A 14416-nucleotide genomic window follows, 5' to 3' on the forward strand; every position below is an offset into this window, starting at 1 on the left:
CCGAAATTTGATTCGATATCATTGGCATCAAAAGGAAGAGAACTAGGATTGTAAAATACCTCGGAAGTTTTCACGAGCCAAGCATTGCCTCGTAGCTCAAAAATCCGATAGTAAGCAGGTATAACAACAGAACTATACATATGAAAATGTATATGTATGAATTCATGAATCTGTAGGGGCGGGTTTATGCTAACAATTGTCGTCTAACACCATCATCTTCCAGCAAAACCCGCCCTCCCCCACTAGAAGATATCAAATGGATTCTATAGGGAAGTGGGCTGTCTCCGCATGATTATATCGGTAAATTCGAGCGGTTAGATCGATCGCCATAATTTAAAGCTAAGTGGTGAATATCTCACAGCAATTCCAAATTCAAAATATTTTGCCGATTCTTCACTGATAATCGAGCGTTGCTCGTGGGGTTGGGCGGGTTCGTTCGGTATTTAATGGTGCAAATTTGGACTGACTAGCATAAACCCGCCCCTACAATCTTATGTAATTTTAGATCGATCGAATCAAACACCCTACCAATGTCTATCGTAATTATGTCCACAGTTTCCACAAGTACTACCATTCCCTTCGTAAGCTCGACAATTGCAGCCACTAGATGAACAGGCTCCATACCCACAGCGTGAGTTTTTTTGATTTTGATGAATTTTGAAGATCGATCTGATAAGAGTTGGTTGCAAAATATTTTTTGTTTTCATGGCTATTTTAATTTGTTTTTGGAAATCTCTATAACTTGATTCCTTTCAAGCTTTCATTTAACTTTTTAGCTAAATCTTCTTCTGCTTCAGTAGATGGTTTGCGAAATTCCTTTTTGACAGTAATTCGTGATTCTTTAATACGTTCTATCGAACTAACGATGTCACTCGTTTCAATATATTCTTTTCCTTTTCTGGCAGCTCGTAATGCGGCATCAATTAGAGCATTTCTGATGTCTCTACCACAAACATCTTCCACATCAGCAAGTGTTGCCGTCATCGTATCAACATTCTCTGCTATGGGCATTCGATCGGGAATATGTCGTCGCCAAATTTCTCGACGACAATCTCGATCTGGCATTGGGAAATGGATATTTCGTACTCTTGTTTCAAAAGCTTTGTCGTAGTTTTCAACAAGATTAGTAGCAAATATTACAATTCCTTTGAATTTTTCTAGGCAGATGAGTAATTGACTCCGCATCGAGTTAATAGCTTGTTCAGATCCTTGCGTCACGTTTGTTAGTCTTTTGGATAGCAAAGAATCAGCTTCATCTATAAAAAGTACCGCATTCTCTCTTTCCGCAGCCATAAAAATTGCTTCAACATTTTTAGGACCTTCACCATGATACATACTTTCAATTTGAGCATAACTAGCAACCAAGATTTTACGATTGACTTTTGAAGCAATCGCATGAGCAGCTAAAGTTTTTCCAGTACCTGGTGGCCCATAAAAATTTAGTGATGTTCGAGGGAAAGGTTCTATACTCCGTAAATTCCATGTATCAAAGACTTTAAATTCTAAGTCAATCAGATCGATTGCTAATAATAAATCATCTTTTACCTTCTCAGGCACGATTAATCGATCGAAATCAAATATTGGATTTGTAGGCTTGTATCTATCACTACGGTCTTCAGTTGATGAATCACGCTCGTCCTTTTTTTTGTTGACAAAGCTAAATGATGTAGATGATTTATCATTTCCACTAGATAAATTAGATGGGTTTCCAACGTAAAGATTGATTGTGTCTAAGCCCATCTCCTTAATTAGCTTTTGAGCTACATTTACTAGTCTAGTTCGAGAAATAATTTCCAGTTCTGGAGGTGTATTTCCAGGAATACCAACAACCTGAAGATTTAGGGGAAGTTGAGAGTTCATATTTTTTCAATTTCATTATTTTATATTCTATGTCCAGAGAACTATAGCATCAGATCGATGAGCATCTAGTAATTCTTCATCTAAATCTTCAAATTTAATTGGGTTTACCTCGAACACCTCTCCTGTGCGTGAGTCTTTAATTAATTGAACTATATAAGTTTCTTCATAGTTTTTACGTTCTCCTGCTTTCATTAACTCCAAGCCTCCACCCAATGATAATCCAGCATTAACTGTCTTGCTAGCAGACATTTGACTAATTTTACCAATGGTAGCTGATACCATTGCTACATTAACATTATTGTTTTTCTGGCTGGCATTGATGTTACGCAGAGTATTTCTAAACCAGTTTAAAAATTCTGAGATCCAGAGCATAGTACAGATCACTAGTGTCGCGGTCAGTAATGCTCCTGCACCCGCTATGATCCCATTAGCTGCAATGAATTGGAAAAGATGATATGCGCCAATTGCGATAAGACTGACTGGTTCCATTTTTTTACACCAAAATAATCAAATTTTCATCTTCAAATAATTCAGACAATTCATCATCAATTTTGCCCACGATTATAGAGCGACCATAAAGGTTTCCATCTGCGTCATAGATGATGTTGTTATCTGGATCTAAAAATACCTGTGTCAATTCGTAGCCTTTCTCATGTTTCTGCCTGATCAGAGCAGCCTTTCGTAATTTTGGATTGTTTTGAAACTCTTTTTTTTTGAAGTATCCTATAGCTTCCTCGTATGTCAATTCTTGCTTGAACTCGATGGGGGCTAATTGTTCTTCCAATAATACACCAAGAGGAGTTAATCCACTTTTTATGGAATCAGTGAAGCGGTCTTGTTGTTTTAATAAGTATCCGAATATATTCCAGATCATATTTAAAATAATTGATTGTGAGCGGTTGAAATAAAAATGAGACTGCTCCTATTTTTATAGGGTAGAATTGGGAGTAGAGATCGATTAGTTGCCAGTATTAATGCAAAGCCCTATCCAAGCAAGGGCTTCGCGAACGATAATTTTAAGTTGTCACCATAATGTCAGGAGATCCAAATTATTGACAAGAATACTCATCGCTACGATTACCATTAGACATTACGTCATGACACAAGTGAATTAAAGCTCCACTAGGTAATCTCAACGTGCGATACTCGTTACGTACAACAGATGCTGGAACAAGATGTGTTGCTTCAGATGCAGCACCTTTCATAATTCCCATATCTATAGTCTTTGTATGCTTTAATTTAGAAACTTGTTCGCTTGCTTCACGCAGAATATATCCGACTGGTGAACCAGCTTGGGCAGGATAGTAAAAACTGATTGAGCTTAAAACAATTGACAGGCTAATAGCAGTGTTGACAATATTTTTATGTTTACGCATGATTCCTCTCTACGATCGATAATTAACACATTTGACTTAGAAGAAATAAGTGCGAATTAAATAGCGTCGTTTTCGCCACATTGTGTTATCGCACCGAACCACCCTGAATCTATTTCGATTCATGCCCCTAGTCTATAAGCAACAACTAACATTTGAGAGTATACAGGTAGTGTATATTTGCAGGCATCGATCGTATAATTAGGATCGCTAGATACCAGTGATGCTAATCACTTTAGCTCTATATACATACAACAATACTATCGATAAGGCGATGTAAACTTTCATGAACGATGCAGAGCTAATGTCTGAGGAAGATTTCGATCGATCTTATCGGGAGTTTATTCGCCAGTATTCCAAAGATAGTACTCGATTTCAGCTCATCAGGTATCGGCTCCAAGGTTTGACAAATGCGGAGGTAGCCGCGTCATTGGAGATTAGTAAGAATACAGTTCGTCAATATCTCTCAGACGTTTACACGCAATTTAGCGTCAATAGTTTTCAGGATTTACAGGCATTATTCGATCGATATCCACAGATCTGGAATCCCGAATATAAAGACGAAATAGTAACAAAGATAGCAGAAATCAGGACGCAGTTTAATAATTTACCAATCCATCATTGCCGTCAACCGATCGGGCGTGAAGGTGATATCGATCGACTGCTCAAATCGATCGACAAGTATAATCTAATTTGGGTGAAAGGAATTGGCGGTTGTGGGAAGACGACGACACTATTAGAAGTAGCTAATCGCTGTTTGGATGGGGCGATAAAATTCGACGCGATCGTCTATATTTCGGCTCAGACAGAAGGGATAATTAATAATCGGCGAATTGCTTTACCCGCTCAACGGACGCTGGTAGATATCTACCGTCAGATCTTTAATACATTCGATCGCGGTGAATTGATGTATGGGAGTATTTCTACCACGGGGGATGAGTCAAATTACGACCATTTACACGATTGTCTTTGTCAATTATTGCAGCAATATCGGACGTTATTAATCTTTGACAATTTTGATACGGATGAAAATTACTATGCTCTGAGGCAAGCAATTCATCGCTTACCTGCATCTACGCGAATTTTGGTGGGGAGTCGGCAGGTATTCGATCGAAATTATCATCTCTATGAGTTACAATTTTTAGCCCCAACAGATGCGGAAAAATTAATTAGAGATCGCTTGCGAAAACGTCAGTGTAAATTAACCGATCGCCAGATCGATCTCATTGTCAAATATACTGGAGGATTACCACTCGCGATCGAGTTTACAGTTGGTTTAGTCGCGATTCCAGGTAGAGATGTACGGGATCTAGAACGATTTTTTAGTAGCAATCCTTATCCTCAAAATTTATTAGATTACTGTTTGGAGCAATCGATCAAACAATTGAGACAAAATCGACCAGATTGGGGATATCAAATTATTCAGGCGATCGCTTTATTTCCCGATTCAGCTCCGAGGGAGGCATTAATTAAGCTGACTAAATTAACTAAAATTACGACTGGATTCGATCGGTCGATTGAGCAATTACTAGATTTATCTCTAATTATTTCCGTTGAGCAAGATCGCTATACATTGCACCCAGTTGTTCGTGCCTATCTCAATAATATTCTCATTTCCCAACCAGCAACTACCAATCATTTACGCCAGCTCTGGATGCAATGGTATTATGACAAATTTGTCAAGGAATTTGACGAGAGTAATTGGCATGATTGGCAAGACTATCGATCGCTAGAACTGGAATGGAATAACCTCGCTGCGGTGGTAGACTGGTGTTTTTATAGTTCGCCTCATCTCTACCAACAATGTATAGATTTTTGGAACTCATTAAAAGGATTTACGCTATTTCGCGGTCGTTGGCAAGAGCGAAAACAATGGTTGGAATGGTTAATTAAAGGGGCGGAACTGCAAGCCGATCGAGAAACTTTAGCTTTAGCACTATATCATCAAAGTTTGACGATTGCTTGTATCGATGAAACCGATCGGCAGGGCAAGGCGAGAGATTTAGCTTTAGCTGCTTGGGAGTTGGGAGTTGATTTTAATGACAGATTCAATCTTGTAAATCATATTGCTGCTTTGGAGATTTGCCAGCAAACTCCAGACAGCTTTGCTTTAGCTAAAAAATGGTTGGAAGATGCGCTTAATTTATCCAACGATTTATCCAATCTAAATTTAGCTCAGATAAAATACCATCAAGCTCAAGTCGAATTTGGTCTTAATAATGCAGACTTATCAGAATCTTTGTATCAAACATCCTTGGCGTTAGCCCAGTCTGAGAGTCATCAACGACTAACCGTTTTGAATCAAGGTGGACTTGCCAAAATACTGATGACGAAAGGTGAATTCGATCGAGCAAAAATTTTACTGTTACAGTCGCTCGATCGACTGATAGAAAATAAAGATGCTCGTCCGATTGCTATTTGTTATGCTTATCTAGCAATGTTAAGCCAGAAACAAGAAAATTATGATGAATGGATGAAATGGCGGCAACTAGCGATCGAGAAATTCCAGCAGTTAAATATGCATCAGCAAGCCGGAGAATTTGCCAAAATGCAATTTACAGCCAAACAATAAAAATTCGTCTTGGGAGATGATCTGTAGTTGGCTTTGTTTATGCAATCGATTTCGATCGTAACGATCTCTCCAAACAAAACCCGCCCTACCCCACAAATAACATCCAGTAGGGTGGATTAATTGTGAGGGAATAAAATCTAGAACCCTGGCGCTTAGTCTTCAACCACCCGCGACTGAAGTGCGGGCTAGTGTTTAAGTCCACTTAAGTGGACTTTAGCTATGAGCACCGTGATTCATCTACGGGCGGTTGATGACTAAGCACCAGCGTTTCAACTGGAAACGGCGCAATTATACGCATCCATTCATTGTTAAAATTTACGCCCTGTTGTCACGAATAGTCCAAACGCCGCCCACGCATGGGGTAACGTCGCTAATTCGGCTGTCGCTTGACGAGCGGATACAACTAACGGCTCTAAGTCAGGATCGATCGAGTGATAAGGATTCCCAAACGATAATAACTCCAAAAATCTGTCAATTCCACCCAATCGATCGCTCGTCACTACCTCTACTCGCGTCTCAATCTTCCCAAATCCCGCCGTAGACAAGTAATTTCCCAATTTACCCCCAACTTGAGGATCGCCCCCTTGCACTCGTTGAATGGGCAATAATCGCTGGCGCAATGCTGTAAAAGCTGGGGGTTCGGGATCGATCGTAAACCAATTATCTACCACATCTACCAAACAGATCGTACCGCCTGGTTTGAGTATTCGATCGATTTGAGCCAACGCCCGCAATGGTGAGGTTAAATGCTGAAATAACAACCGCCCATACACAAAATCGATCGTGCTATCTGGTAGCGGGAGATCGTACACATCCCCAGGGATAAAACTCAGATTGGGAATTTGCTGTGAGGCTGGAAACTTAGCCGCAGCATTCAAGAGCGCGGTACTTCGATCGATCCCCCATACTTTACCATGCGGAATCTTGCGGGCGATCGCCCCACTAATTATACCTGCCCCACAGCCGATATCGACGACCTGCATCCCGCTATGCAATCCGGCTAACGTCCAAATCCGTGACTCGATCGGCAATAATAAAGTAGCTTGGTGTTGTAATCTAGCCATTTCTCGCTCTTGGCTAGTGACGGTGAATCGATCGAAAGTATAAGAACCATCTAAATCTGGCATTTTTTCACCTCAATAATATATAGATCCCCGACTTCTCGAAGAAGTCGGGGATCTGCGACTCAAATCTTAAATCTCAACAGTTTTAGTCAGATCTTTAAGTTGGAGTAGAACACTGGGACGTTGTTGGCTAGCATTTTGACGGAAGAGGCAGAAACTCGCATTTTTAGCCTCTGCAAAAAAGCAAAATGCTGCGGTGGTTTCGATACTGTTATTTTGAGTAGACATAATTAGGTTTGCTCCTAAAGTAAATAGAATTGAGTCAGGCGATTAACCTGATGAACTCACAATAAATAGGGAATGATTCCTGAAGCAAATTTAGAGATCGATCCGATAATCCTGGTGATAACTAGGTTCCAGACTAGGGAATCGATTGTGACTAAGGAATTCCCTACATCTTTTCCCCAAAATGCTGCATCCACAATATTTGAGTTTCACTAAACGCGGTATTCAGCGATTGTCGATCGGCAGCATCAGTTATGCCAAAATAGGGCCAATGATCCATAAATCGATCAAACAGTATCTGACAATCTTCCCGATATTTGGCGGTATCCAAAATATGCGTGTGCCAAACTTTATCTATAATTTGAGAAGGGACAATCGCCCGTTCTGGGTATAAATAGTTTAATAATAGAAATTGACGATATTGCTCGATCGCGATCGTCACTCGCTCAATCGACAAAACCGTACCATCTTCTGGATTCATCAATTTAAAGGCGATCGGTCCAAAGTCAATCTCATTCAGCCGTTCAATAAAATTCTGTTTCTGAGCTATGGTCAATTGTGACATAAGTTCCTCAAAATAGATCTAAACAATTGCCACAGGCTATCAGCGGAACAATTCCTGAAGCAAATTCGCTGCAATTCTGACTAGAACTATTGTAAAATATGACTTACAGACAGAGGGAATTGCAGCTCGATCGGGAATTCCTCAAGTTCGATTCACAAAAATATCGATCGCATCATCAATTAACTCTATGCCAAAAATAACCCAAAGCGATACTTCCTTTAATCGTTTAGAGAAATTGTTGCAAAATTTGCTGGATTATGCTAATCATCGATTCGAGACAACTGAATCTCTAGCTCGAATATTGGAAAATAATGTAACAGTTAAATGGACGAATAAAGATGTTAATAGACCTAAGTTGATGGTTTATAGTAAATTAGAATTTCTACTAGAATTTACTGACAATAAATATGCCGAACGCGCTAAAGAAAATTTAAAGCACGATCTCCAGGTATTAGCAGAAAAATTGGAGATTTTAGAAGATCATCGAATTAAGACGCAAGGATCGGATGAATGGCATTTTAGTTTAACTTTGTGGGATCGCCGTTCGATCGAAAAAAATCTCTCGGAATTTCGGCAGCTATGGGATTTGACTAAGCAGACAAAACAAACATCTGAATCCTCTACATCACCACCAAATAATCCAGAACCAGTAGAAGACAGCAAAACTGATGATATCGGTAAGTCTAGCTTGCCAGGATCGTGTACTATTACTGGCAATCAGAATGTTGGTAATAATTTTGGCAATGTAACTTTTAACAATCATCTATCTGACAACTCTGCGAAGATAGCCGAACAAACTAAAGAAGTTTTAAAAATGGACATTCTGAATAATATTCAGAATATGGATGCGAGATTAGATCTCATTCATGAAGCTTTAGCTCCAGATTTTTTTTTGAAATCAAACACAGCAATCTCCGAAGTCGAATAGCTCCAATATTGAAAAATGTCAACAATGGCTACAAGAGACTTATGTGGCAAAATAGTGCTACTTTCCTGCGCCAAGCATTTAATAGTCGTCCCTTGAAAAAAGATTTACTTAATTGGCTCTATCTTCAACATACAGAGATCAAGGATCTCGATTTGCACAGATTAAAAGCATGGGATAACTATATATTATATGTTGAAGATAGTACCGAAAGCTTATTAAAATTGCTCCACGAATCTTTGAGCGATCGAGACTTCAACGATCCCAGCTACTTAGAACAATATCAAAACAAAATTACTTTAGCGGCTTGCAAGGTAGAAAACATGTCAGCGATCGCTTATCTAACAGGTTTATCAATCTCAAAGCAGCTAAATGTTAAACTAGTAGACCAAGAATTAATTATTAAAAATCTCAAACACTTAGAACCTCGCGCAATCCCTAGTCAAATAGAATTAAATCTACTTCTAGCCAAAAAAGTTAAAATTGAGGAACAACTATTCTTAGATCGTGAAACTTTAACTTTGAATGCCCAAACCTTACTCGATCGTAAATTTCAAGAATATGCAGATCTCAACAAACTGTTAGAAATACATCCGACAGATACCCAAGCAGAAGTGGTTGGCAAAGCTGTTGTGCTCCGCCAATTTGATAGAATTGAAGAAGCGATCGATGCCTACGATAAATATGGGAAAATGTTTCCCGATGCCGAACCCCCGACTCGTCAATATGTCGCCACCGCCAAAGCTTTCACGAGGCAAATTGCCGAATTAGATGCGATCGGCGGAATTTATATTTACCAAGTGTCTGCGGGCGAATTAGCCCAGCAAGCAGGCATAATTGTCGGTGATATCATCACTGATTGCGATCGGAAACCAATTACTAATCCCAACGAAATGGCTGCGGTACTTACCGCCATCGCCGACGATGCCAAGCCAATTCTCACTTACATCCGACTTCAGCCTGAAGGCTACTTTACTAGAGCAACGATTGCTATTGATGGCAAATCCTTGGGCATTCAGTTTGTTGGTATTTAGGTGTACTATTTGGTTTTCCAGCAGCACAATAGCCTCAATGATCTCAATGGCGATCGATTCCGGTAGAAAATCTCCCATATAAGTGCGAAAATCTAAAATAATAAGTATCAATGTAAAGACAGCATGAAGATTGCGATCGCGGGAGCTACTGGATTTGTTGGCAGTCGGTTAGTCGAACAACTCCAAGCACAGGGACACCAAGTACTAATTCTGACTCGGAGTCCCCAACAGGCAAGCAAACGCTTTCCGCAAGCTCAGGTAGTTGGCTACAATCCTCTCAAATCGGGAGACTGGCAAGAGTCGATCTCTGGCTGCGATGCGGTCATTAATTTGGCTGGCGAACCAATTGCGGAAAAACGGTGGACACCAGCTCAGAAGCGAGTGATGATGGAGAGTCGGCAGATTGGCACCCAGAAAATTGTCGAAGCAATCTCGTTAGCCACCAGCAAACCCCCAGTCCTAATTAATGCCTCCGCGATCGGCTACTATGGCACGAGCGAGACTGCTAAATTTGATGAAACTAGTCCCGCTGGGACGGATTTCCTCGCCCAAGTGTGTACCGCCTGGGAAACAGCCGCCCAAGCGGCGAGTGCGAATGGTACCCGTGTCGTTGTCCTGCGCCTGGGAATCGTCTTAGGTGAAAATGGTGGTGCCTTGGGTAAAATGCTAGCACCCTTTAATGCCTTTGTCGGCGGACCGATCGGCAGTGGGAATCAATGGTTTTCCTGGATTCACCGCGATGATGTCGTCAAATTGATAATTGCCGCACTTACGGATACTCAAATGCAGGGTGTCTACAATGCGACAGCCCCCAATCCCGTGACGATGACAGATTTTGCCCACACCCTCGGTACCGTCATGAATCGTCCCTCTTGGCTCCCCGTGCCCAATTTTGCCCTCGAAGCTCTACTAGGTGAAGGTGCGATCGTCGTATTACAAGGACAGCAAGTCATGCCTACTCAAACCCTAAGTCGGGGCTTTGAATTTCAATATCCCACCCTCAAACCCGCATTAGCTGAAATTTTAGGTTAAATTATCAGCTCCGCCAACGAAGTAGGGGTAATTCATGAATTACCCCTACTGAAATACTGACGTTAACAACCCAATTCTCAATTCTCAATTCTCAATTCTCAATTAATTTAACATGGCCAAAAAAATTCCCGTTACCGTCATTACCGGATTTCTGGGTAGTGGCAAAACCACCCTGATTCGACATTTACTCACGCACAATCAAGGGCGACGCATTGCCGTAATCGTCAATGAATTTGGGGAACTGGGCATCGATGGCGAACTGTTGCGCTCTTGTCAAGTCTGCCCCGATGATGAGGTTGAAATACCCAACAATATTGTCGAGCTAACTAATGGTTGCTTGTGCTGTACGGTACAGGAGGAATTTCTGCCGACGATGCAGGCTTTAATTGCACGGAGGGATGACATTGACTGCATCTTAATCGAAACTTCCGGTTTGGCACTGCCCAAGCCGCTAATTACCGCCTTCCGGTGGCCAGAAATTCGCACCGCAGCGACGGTAGATGCGGTGATTACGGTGGTTGATTGCGATGCGGTGGCCGATGGGCGGTTTGCCAGCGATCCGGTGGCTGTAGACGCACTCAGGCTGTCGGATGAGAATCTAGATCATGAAACTCCTTTGCAGGAGTTATTTGAAGATCAGTTGGCTTGTGCGGACTTGGTAATTTTAAATAAAGCCGATCTGGTGAATCCATTACAATATCAACAAACGATCGATCTAATTAACCAAGAACTCCCACGATCGGTCAAAATTATTACTAGCGATCGCGGTATCGTGGATGCAAATACAATTTTAGGATTGAATGCCGCAGTAGAAGACCATCTGGACGATCGTCCCAGTCATCACGACACGGAAGCAGAACACGATCATGATGATGATATTAACTCGATTAATCTAATTATCGATCGCGAATTTGACCCCGAACAATTACGCCAGAAATTAGAACTTCTTGTCGCCACACAAGAAATCTATCGCATCAAGGGATTCGTCGCTGTACCCAATAAACCGATGCGCCTAGTTATTCAAGGCGTTGGCAATCGGTTCGAGCAATTTTACGACCGACCTTGGCGCACAGATGAGCGACGAGAGACTAAACTAGTATTTATCGGACACTCGATCGATCCTGAATCGATCGCTAATGCTTTATCAGATCGAGTTGCAGCTAATTTGATAAAATAGATAAAATCGATACAATATGAGTAGGGTGGGCACTGCCCACCAATATATTATCGATTGAACTAGATAAGTATTGAGTATATTTAATAAATATTTTTGCTAGCGATCGTCCTGAAATAATCGATAATAATTTCGATCGATCGTACGTTGCAAAATAATTGATTAGAGTTCTTTAATTACATTAAATCTATAGTAGGCAATGCCCACTCTACGATATTTATTCACTATCTTTTAATTGAATTAGCTATTCACTTTTATTTCACCATCCACTATTCACTAATTGATGAATATTCCCCGTTTACATCCAGATACGATCGAAGACGTTAAAGCTAAAGTCGATATTGTCGATGTGGTGGGCGAACATGTCGTGCTCAAAAAACGGGGTAAGGATTATTTAGGTTCCTGTCCGTTTCATCAAGAGAAATCGCCGAGTTTCTCCGTCAGTCCGACTAAGCAGGTTTATTACTGTTTTGGTTGTCAGGCGGGGGGAAGTGCGATTAATTTTCTGATGGAATTGGGGAAGCAATCTTTTACCGAAGTGGTATTAGATTTAGCGCGGCGATATCAAGTTCCGGTGCAGACATTGGAGCCGGAACAACGTCAGGAATTGCAGCGAAAATTGTCTCAGCGGGAGCAATTGTATGAAATTCTGGCGATAACTGCTAACTTTTATCAGCACGCATTAAACCAGTCCCAGGGGGAAAAAGCTTTATCGTATCTCAAGATCGATCGAGCCTTTAGCGATGAAACAATTCAGGATTTTCAACTCGGCTATGCTCCATCTGGATGGGAAACTTTAGCAAACTATTTAATCGAGCAAAAACATTTTCCACCCCAATCGATCGTTGCAGCCGGATTAATTATTGCGCGGAAGGATGGCTCTAGTTATTATGACAGATTTCGCGATCGATTGATGATTCCGATTCGTGATTTGCGCGGTAGAGTAATTGGTTTTGGCGGTCGAACTTTGAGCGACGAACAGCCCAAATATCTTAACTCGCCAGAGACAGAATTATTCGATAAAGGTAACACTTTATATGGACTCGATCGAGCTAAAGATAGTATTAGTAAAACTGATCGAGCGGTAGTTGTCGAAGGTTATTTTGATGTCATCGCTCTCCATGCGGTAGGAATTAATAGTGCAGTCGCTGCACTAGGTACGGCGTTAAGTTTAGCTCAAGTCAAACAGTTAGCTAAGTTTACCGAATCTAAACAAATCATCCTGAATTTTGATGCCGACAAAGCGGGTAATATCGCCGCAGAACGGGCGATAGGGGAAATTGCAGAGCTTGCTTATCAAGGACAATTACAGTTACGCATCCTCAATTTACCGACGGGAAAAGATGCCGATGAGTTTTTAAAAAACAATAGTCAGTCAGATTATTTAGGTTTATTAGATCGCGCCCCACTATGGTTGGATTGGCAAATTGATAAAGCTATCGAGCATCAGGATCTCACCCAAGCAGAGCAATATCAAGCCGCTACCCAAAAGATCGTTAAACTGCTGCAAAATATCACCGATGTAACTACCCGCACTCATTATCTTCAAAAATCGGCAGGGATATTAAGTGTTGGCGATGCACGGATGGTACCGCTCTTATTTGAGAATTTACAGACAGCAATTAAGGGACTAAAGCCACTTCCAGAACAAAAAGTTGGTGGCGGTAATTTACCTGTAAATAAATTTAGTCAATCGAATCAATCTAAATATTCGTCAGCAACAATAGAATATGACGAGCCAATTGAAAGTGATACCCAAGCGTGGGTAGAAGAGATAGCTCCAATTAGTATTCATCCCCATCAACGATTAATCGAACAAGCCGAAGGTTTAGTTCTGCGAATTTACCTTCACTATCCCATGCATCGATTGACAATTATCGATGCGTTAGACTCTGCAAACCTTGCGTTTACATTAGCACATCATAGCTTCTTATGGGAACAGATTATCTATCGATCTTCATTAAGTCACAAACAAGATTTACCACCAGAAGAAATTGATTATTTAGACGATCGATTAATTGCTAAGTTGCAGGATTCGATGACAGAACATCCAGCTAGAGCTAATCAGATCAAACATTTATTTAATCTCGACGAACATACCGCCGAAGAAATTCAGCGTTCGCCATTAGTTTTACGTGCTGCTATTGCCTGTCTGGAAAAATTTGCCTGCGAACAAAAGCGTAAATACTATTTAACTAAATTACAGAGTAAAGAGCCAGAAGATTTAGCCAAAAAAGTTGAATACTAACAACTATTTATGACAACTCAACAGCGACTCCAAGAACTAGCAAAACAGCGGCATATTACGATCGACGATCTGATATCTTTATAAAACTAAAAAAGATTTATAGCAACTACCAAGCTGGTGAGGACAGATCCCCGACTTCTTGAAGAAGTCGGGGATCTAGCAGTACTACTATAACTATCAACTATCAATTGTCAACTACATTCCAGCGTTTCTCTAGTATCTCTACCTGTCGTTGGATTAGTTCCTTTGGCAACCTTACATAACTTCATTTTGATATCTTTTCG

The 14416-nt window shown here is 40.8% G+C and carries 13 protein-coding genes and 1 pseudogene; 6 read left to right on the forward strand and 8 right to left on the reverse strand.

The annotated features are described in order from the left end of the window. Positions 1-735 precede the first annotated feature (735 nt). The 4 genes from RMO55_RS13430 to RMO55_RS13445 form a co-directional block, all read right to left on the reverse strand. Complete coding sequence (locus RMO55_RS13430) at positions 736-1860, reverse strand: ATP-binding protein (protein ID WP_310427261.1); 1125 nt, start codon at positions 1858-1860, stop codon at positions 736-738. A 27-nt stretch (positions 1861-1887) separates the two neighbouring features. After that, positions 1888-2349, reverse strand: a complete 462-nt coding sequence (locus RMO55_RS13435) for a hypothetical protein (RefSeq protein ID WP_310427263.1) — start codon at positions 2347-2349, stop codon at positions 1888-1890. Positions 2350-2353: 4 nt separating this feature from the next. After that, complete coding sequence (locus RMO55_RS13440) at positions 2354-2734, reverse strand: hypothetical protein (RefSeq protein WP_310427264.1); 381 nt, start codon at positions 2732-2734, stop codon at positions 2354-2356. Positions 2735-2909: 175 nt separating this feature from the next. After that, the gene (locus RMO55_RS13445) at positions 2910-3236 is read right to left on the reverse strand and encodes a hypothetical protein (RefSeq protein WP_310427265.1); all 327 of its coding nucleotides are present in this window, start codon (positions 3234-3236) and stop codon (positions 2910-2912) included. Between the two features lie 283 nt (positions 3237-3519). On the opposite strand from RMO55_RS13445, the gene RMO55_RS13450 reads away from it, so the two are divergent. Next, positions 3520-5805 (forward strand): NB-ARC domain-containing protein, encoded by a 2286-nt coding sequence (locus RMO55_RS13450; protein ID WP_310427267.1) that lies wholly within the window; start codon positions 3520-3522, stop codon positions 5803-5805. A 308-nt stretch (positions 5806-6113) separates the two neighbouring features. Here RMO55_RS13450 and RMO55_RS13455 read toward each other — a convergent pair whose 3' ends face one another. From RMO55_RS13455 to RMO55_RS13465, 3 genes are all read right to left on the reverse strand, one after another. Next, positions 6114-6932, reverse strand: a complete 819-nt coding sequence (locus RMO55_RS13455) for a methyltransferase domain-containing protein (protein ID WP_310427269.1) — start codon at positions 6930-6932, stop codon at positions 6114-6116. A 66-nt stretch (positions 6933-6998) separates the two neighbouring features. Further along, positions 6999-7157 (reverse strand): hypothetical protein, encoded by a 159-nt coding sequence (locus tag RMO55_RS13460; protein ID WP_310427271.1) that lies wholly within the window; start codon positions 7155-7157, stop codon positions 6999-7001. 163 nt (positions 7158-7320) lie between these two features. Then, positions 7321-7719, reverse strand: a complete 399-nt coding sequence (locus tag RMO55_RS13465; protein ID WP_310427273.1) for a glycine-rich domain-containing protein-like — start codon at positions 7717-7719, stop codon at positions 7321-7323. Positions 7720-7906: 187 nt separating this feature from the next. On the opposite strand from RMO55_RS13465, the gene RMO55_RS13470 reads away from it, so the two are divergent. The 5 genes from RMO55_RS13470 (at position 7907) to dnaG (ending at position 14132) form a co-directional block, all read left to right on the forward strand. After that, positions 7907-8647, forward strand: a complete 741-nt coding sequence (locus RMO55_RS13470) for a hypothetical protein (RefSeq protein WP_310427274.1) — start codon at positions 7907-7909, stop codon at positions 8645-8647. Positions 8648-8688: 41 nt separating this feature from the next. Next, positions 8689-9678, forward strand: a complete 990-nt coding sequence (locus RMO55_RS13475; protein ID WP_310427275.1) for a PDZ domain-containing protein — start codon at positions 8689-8691, stop codon at positions 9676-9678. Positions 9679-9801: 123 nt separating this feature from the next. Then, positions 9802-10710: a TIGR01777 family oxidoreductase gene (locus RMO55_RS13480; protein WP_310427276.1), complete on the forward strand. Its 909-nt coding sequence runs from the start codon at positions 9802-9804 to the stop codon at positions 10708-10710. Between the two features lie 112 nt (positions 10711-10822). Beyond that, entirely contained in the window at positions 10823-11887 is a 1065-nt protein-coding gene (gene cobW / locus RMO55_RS13485) for a cobalamin biosynthesis protein CobW (RefSeq protein WP_310427277.1), read from the forward strand. A 280-nt stretch (positions 11888-12167) separates the two neighbouring features. Continuing rightward, positions 12168-14132 (forward strand): DNA primase, encoded by a 1965-nt coding sequence (dnaG, locus tag RMO55_RS13490; RefSeq protein ID WP_310427279.1) that lies wholly within the window; start codon positions 12168-12170, stop codon positions 14130-14132. 191 nt (positions 14133-14323) lie between these two features. On the opposite strand, the pseudogene RMO55_RS22275 reads toward dnaG, so the two are convergent. Beyond that, a pseudogene (locus RMO55_RS22275) lies at positions 14324-14416 on the reverse strand (pentapeptide repeat-containing protein); the annotation flags it as partial.

The organism is Chamaesiphon sp. VAR_48_metabat_135_sub, assembly GCF_031418915.1.
In the GTDB taxonomy this organism is placed as follows: Bacteria; Cyanobacteriota; Cyanobacteriia; order Cyanobacteriales; family Chamaesiphonaceae; genus Chamaesiphon.

What these genes read in the sequence shown, in the direction of transcription:
- RMO55_RS13480 (WP_310427276.1), top strand. Translation starts at nt 9,802, where the DNA reads ATGAAGATTGCGATCGCGGGAGCTACTGGATTTGTTGGCAGTCGGTTA.
- RMO55_RS13455 (WP_310427269.1), bottom strand. Translation starts at nt 6,932, where the DNA reads ATGCCAGATTTAGATGGTTCTTATACTTTCGATCGATTCACCGTCACT.
- RMO55_RS13450 (WP_310427267.1), top strand. Translation starts at nt 3,520, where the DNA reads ATGAACGATGCAGAGCTAATGTCTGAGGAAGATTTCGATCGATCTTAT.
- RMO55_RS13475 (WP_310427275.1), top strand. Translation starts at nt 8,689, where the DNA reads ATGTGGCAAAATAGTGCTACTTTCCTGCGCCAAGCATTTAATAGTCGT.
- RMO55_RS13470 (WP_310427274.1), top strand. Translation starts at nt 7,907, where the DNA reads ATGCCAAAAATAACCCAAAGCGATACTTCCTTTAATCGTTTAGAGAAA.
- RMO55_RS13465 (WP_310427273.1), bottom strand. Translation starts at nt 7,719, where the DNA reads ATGTCACAATTGACCATAGCTCAGAAACAGAATTTTATTGAACGGCTG.
- RMO55_RS13435 (WP_310427263.1), bottom strand. Translation starts at nt 2,349, where the DNA reads ATGGAACCAGTCAGTCTTATCGCAATTGGCGCATATCATCTTTTCCAA.
- RMO55_RS13460 (WP_310427271.1), bottom strand. Translation starts at nt 7,157, where the DNA reads ATGTCTACTCAAAATAACAGTATCGAAACCACCGCAGCATTTTGCTTT.
- RMO55_RS13445 (WP_310427265.1), bottom strand. Translation starts at nt 3,236, where the DNA reads ATGCGTAAACATAAAAATATTGTCAACACTGCTATTAGCCTGTCAATT.
- cobW (WP_310427277.1), top strand. Translation starts at nt 10,823, where the DNA reads ATGGCCAAAAAAATTCCCGTTACCGTCATTACCGGATTTCTGGGTAGT.
- dnaG (WP_310427279.1), top strand. Translation starts at nt 12,168, where the DNA reads ATGAATATTCCCCGTTTACATCCAGATACGATCGAAGACGTTAAAGCT.
- RMO55_RS13440 (WP_310427264.1), bottom strand. Translation starts at nt 2,734, where the DNA reads ATGATCTGGAATATATTCGGATACTTATTAAAACAACAAGACCGCTTC.
- RMO55_RS13430 (WP_310427261.1), bottom strand. Translation starts at nt 1,860, where the DNA reads ATGAACTCTCAACTTCCCCTAAATCTTCAGGTTGTTGGTATTCCTGGA.